Origin of the sequence: Streptomyces sp. JHA26, assembly GCF_002005565.1 — a bacterium.
Lineage (GTDB): Bacteria > Actinomycetota > Actinomycetes > Streptomycetales > Streptomycetaceae > Streptomyces.
Map to the genome: position 1 here is coordinate 1 of NZ_BDJC01000117.1, position 5,169 is coordinate 5,169.

At 72.0% G+C, this 5,169-nt stretch carries 1 protein-coding gene; it reads left to right on the forward strand.

Annotation, left to right across the window (positions count from 1 at the left end; genetic code table 11):
- Window positions 1–26: 26 nt before the first annotated feature.
- Window positions 27–5,169: SDR family NAD(P)-dependent oxidoreductase (locus JHAT_RS34455; RefSeq protein WP_375603604.1), on the forward strand; the 5,143-nt coding region annotated here is incomplete at its 3' end.

Sequence of the window (5,169 nt, forward strand, 5' to 3'; positions counted from 1 at the left end):
GTGCGCTGTCCGGCCGGGGTGGCATGGTGTCCGTGTCCCTGAGCGCGGACGAGGTCGGTGAGCGTCTGTCGGCCTGGGACGGCCGGTTGTCGGTGGCGGCGGTCAACGGTCCGTCGGTCGTGGTCGTCTCCGGGGATGCGGACGCGCTGGACGAGCTGCTGGCCGTCTGCGAGGAGGACGGCGTGCGAGCCCGCCGTATCGCCGTCGACTACGCCTCGCACTGCGCGCATGTCGAGGAGATCGAGGACGTCCTCCTGCGCGACCTGGCGGGCCTCACTCCTCGGGCCGCGGCCGTGCCGTTCTACTCGACGGTGACGGGCGGCGTCGTGGACACGTCGTCTCTGGACGCGGGCTACTGGTACCGCAACCTGCGCCAGACGGTCCGCTTCGCGGATGCCGTCGAGGCTCTGCTGGACGACGGTTTCCGCCTGTTCGTGGAGTCCAGCGCGCATCCGGTGCTGACGATGGGCATCGAGCAGACCGCCGAGACGCACACCGACACGCCGGTCACGGCGGTCGGCACGCTGCGCCGCGGCGAGGGGGGCATGGAGCGCTTCCTGACGTCCGCCGCCGAGGCGTTCGTCGGGGGCGCGACCGTCGACTGGGCCGGGGTGTTCGCGGGCACGGGCGCCCGACGCGTCGACCTGCCCACCTACGCGTTCCAGGAGCAGCACTACTGGATCGAACCGTCCCTCGCCCGCCAGGGCGATGTCGCCTCCGCCGGTCTCTCGTCCGCCGATCACCCCCTGCTGGGCGCGGCCGTGACGCTGCCGGAGACCGGCGGGCACCTCTTCACGGGCCGGCTCTCTCTGCAATCGCACCCGTGGTTGGCGGACCACGCCCTCTACGGTTCGGCACTGCTCCCGTCCTCCGTCTTCGTGGAGCTGGCGTTGCGCGCCGGAGACGCGGTCGGCTGTGGGCGGCTGGAGGAGCTGACGCCCCAGACGCCGCTGGCCTTGCCGGAGAACGGGGCTGTCCAGCTCCAGCTCGCGGTGAGCGGACCGGATGCCTCCGGCCGCCGTACGCTCAGCGTCCACTCGCGCCACGACGCCGGGGCCTCGGAGGCCTCGGATCCCTCCTGGACCTGCCATGCCCGCGGCGTGCTGACGTCGGGTATCCCGGCGGCACCGGACGCCGCCGTTCAGGACCTCGGCCAGTGGCCCCCGGCGGAAGCCGACCCGATCGACGTGGCGGCCCTGTACGAGAGCTCCGGCTCGGAGGAAGGCGCCGGCCTTGTCCACGGTCCCGCCTTCCGTACCCTGCGGCAGGCGTGGCGCCGAGGCGAGGAGATCTTCGCCGAGGTGAGCCTGTCGGAGGAGCAGCGAGCGGACACCGGGCGCTACGGGGTGCACCCCGTACTGCTGGACGCCGCCTTCCACGTCATGGACGGCAGGACGCCCGGTGCGGACGGCACGCAGGTCGTGCTTCCGCACGCATGGAACGGCGTGTCCCTGTACGCCACCGGTGCGTCCACGCTGCGCGTGCGGCTCTCACCGACGGCGGGCGACGGCGTCGCGATGCTGCTGGCCGACGAGTCCGGCCAAGCGGTGGTCACCGCGGAAACGGTGACGATCCAGACGGTCACGCCGAACGACGTGGCCGCCGGAGACCGCCTGCCGCACCAGTCGCTGTTCCGCGTGGAATGGGCGGCTCTGCCGACGACGTCCGTCACGGTGGCGGAAGACGCCCGGCGGGTCGTCGTGGGCCCCGACGCGGCCGAGCTTCAGGGCCTTCTCGGCGGCACCGGATCGACCGAGGGCCCGTACGCAGGCCTGTCCGACCTGGTGACGTCCGACGAGACCGTGCCCGCGTACGTGCTGCTGCCCTTCCTCTCCGCTTCCCGGGACGGTACGGATGCCGGCGTGGATGTGGGTGATCCGGCTGCGGTGCGGTCGGTGTCGCGTCGTGCGTTGGGGGTGTTGCAGGAGTGGTTGGCTGAGGAGCGGTTCGCGGGGTCGCGTCTGGTGGTGGTGACGCGGGGTGCGGTGTCGGCCGTTCCTGGTGAGGATGTGTCCGATCTGGCGGCTGCTGCGGTGTGGGGGTTGGTGCGGTCCGCGCAGGCGGAGCATCCGGATCGGTTCGTGCTGTGTGACGTGGACGTGGACGGGCACGGGGTGTCGGACGCCTTGCTCGACGTCGTACTCGCCGGCGACGAACCACAGATCGCCGTACGCGACGGCCGGGTCTACATCCCGCGGCTGACCAGGGCGACGGTCTCCGCCGTCCCGGCGGCGACGTCGGAACCCGTCTGGGACACCGACGGCTCGGTGCTGATCACCGGCGCGAGCGGCGTCCTGGGGCGCCTGGTGGCGCGACACCTGGTCGCCGAACACGGAGTCCGGTGCGTGGTGCTGGCCTCGCGCCGCGGACGGAGCATGCCCGGCGCCGCCGAACTCGAACAGGAACTGGGCGCGCTGGGGGCCGACGTGGTCTTCGAGGCGTGCGACGTGGCCGACCGCGACGCGCTCGTCGGCCTGCTGGCGCGGATCCCCGATGAACACCCCCTGCGCGGTGTGGTCCACGCGGCGGGTGTCCTGGACGACGGCGTCATCGCGTCGCTGACCCCGGAACGGCTGGACGCGGTGCTGCGCCCCAAGGTCGACGCCGCGGCACATCTGCACGAGCTGACCCGGGACATGGGACTCACGGCCTTCGTGCTGTTCTCCTCGGCGGCCGCGACCTTCGGCGCCGCGGGCCAGGGCAACTACGCCGCGGCCAACATGTTCCTGGACGCTCTGGCGGCGCACCGGCGCGCACAGGGGCTGCCCGCGGTCTCGCTGGCCTGGGGCTTCTGGGCCGAACGCAGTGAGATGACCGGCCACCTGGGCGAAGTCGACATGGCCCGCCTGGCGCGCTTCGGCATGACGCCGCTTGCCGCGGACGAGGGACTGGCGCTGTTCGACGCGGCCCGGACGACGGACGACTCCCTCCTCGTACCCACGCGCATGGACGTCGCCGTGCTGCGCGCCAACGCACGCCCCGGAACCGTCCCCGCGATCCTGCGGCACCTCATCGGCACCCCGGTCCGCCGCGTGGTCGAGTCGGCCACCGACGACGGTGGAAGCTCCGCTCTCGTACGACGCCTTGCCGGCCTCACGCCGCGCGAGCGGGAGGACGTCCTGCAGGAGCTGGTGGCCGACAGCGCGGCGGCCGTCCTCGGGCACGCCGAGAAGCTCGCGGTGGAGCGTGCCTTCAAGGACCTCGGTTTCGACTCGCTGACCGCTGTCGAACTCCGCAACCGCCTCAACGCCGCCACCGGCCTCAAGCTCTCGGCCACCCTCGTGTTCGACTACCCGACCCCGGCCGCGGCCGCCCGCCACATCCTCGGTGAGCTGCTGGGACCGGATCACACGGACGACGAGCAGCAGGCCGGCGCGACAGCCGCCACGCTCCTGGCGGCCGCGACGCCGCGAACGGCACCGCATGACGAGCCGATCGCCATCGTGGGAATGGGCTGCCGCTTCCCCGGCGGCATCCAGACCCCCGAGGACCTGTGGCACCTCCTCGTCAACGACGGCGACGCGGTGGCCGGCTTGCCCACCGACCGCGGCTGGGACCTGGAGGCGCTGTACCACCCGGACCCCGACCACAAGGGCACGGCGTACGCCCGCGAGGGTGGATTCCTGTACGACGCCGCCGAGTTCGACCCGGGATTCTTCGGTATCTCGCCGCGTGAGGCGCTGGCGATGGACCCGCAGCAGCGCCTGCTGCTGGAGACGTCGTGGGAAGCACTGGAGCGGGCGGGTATCGACCCGGCCTCGGTGCGCGGCAGCCAGACCGGCGTGTTCTGCGGCCTGACCTACCACGACTACGGCGACTTGGTGCACCAGGCCGGGGAGGCCTCGGAGGGCTACCTGATGACCGGCAACGCCGGCAGCGTCGCCTCGGGGCGGATCTCCTACACCTTCGGGTTCGAGGGCCCCGCGGTCACGGTGGACACGGCGTGCTCGTCGTCGCTGGTCGCCCTGCACTGGGCAGCACAGGCACTGCGCCAGGGCGAGTGCTCGCTTGCGCTGGCCGGCGGCGCGACGGTGATGGCCAGCCCCGGCGCCTTCGTGGAGTTCAGCCGTCAGCGGGGTCTGGCTCCCGACGGCCGCTGCAAGGCGTTCGCTGCGGACGCGGACGGCACCGGCTGGGCGGAGGGCGTCGGCATGCTGTTGCTGGAGCGGTTGTCGGACGCGCGGCGCAACGGGCACCAGGTGTTGGCGGTGGTGCGGGGTTCCGCACTGAATCAGGACGGGGCGAGCAATGGCCTGTCCGCGCCGAACGGTCCGTCGCAGCAGCGGGTGATCCGGGCGGCGTTGGCGAACGCCGGGGTGTCGGCTGCCGAGGTGGATGTGGTGGAGGCGCACGGTACGGGCACGAAGTTGGGTGACCCGATCGAGGCGCAGGCGCTGCTGGCGACCTATGGCCAGGACCGGCCGGAGGACCGGCCGCTGTGGCTGGGATCGATCAAGTCGAACATCGGGCACACACAGGCCGCGGCCGGTGTCGCGGGGATCATGAAGATGGTGCTGGCGATACGGCACGGAGTGCTGCCGCAGACCCTGCACGTCGACGAGCCCTCCCCGCACGTGGACTGGTCCACTGGTTCCGTCGAGCTGCTCACTAAGGGCATGCCGTGGCCTGAGACCGGTCGTCCCCGTCGGGCGGGTGTGTCGTCGTTCGGTATCAGCGGGACGAACGCGCACGTAATTCTGGAGGAGGCTCCGGCTGCCGAGGAGGAGCCGGTCGCGGACGCCGAGCCGCCGGTGGTGCCGGTGGTGGTGCCGTGGGTGGTGTCGGCGAAGTCGGAGCCGGCGCTGCGGGGTCAGGCGGAGCGGCTGGCGTCGTTCCTGGGTGAGCGTTCTGAGCTTGCTGCGGTGGATGTGGGGTGGTCGTTGGCGACGTCGCGGTCGGTGTTCGAGCACCGGGCTGTGGTGCTGTCGGGTGACCGGGCCGGGTTGTCTGCGCTTGCGTCGGGTGAGCCGGTTGCTGGTGTGGTGCGTGGTGTGGTGGTGCCGGGCCGGCTGGCGGTGTTGTTCTCGGGGCAGGGCAGTCAGCGTGTGGGGATGGGCCGGGAGTTGTATGAGGCCTTCCCGGTCTTCGCGGCGGCGTTCGACGAGGTGTGTGCCGGGTTCGACGGGCTGCTGGAGCGGCCGTTGCGCGATGTCGTCTTCACCGATGGTG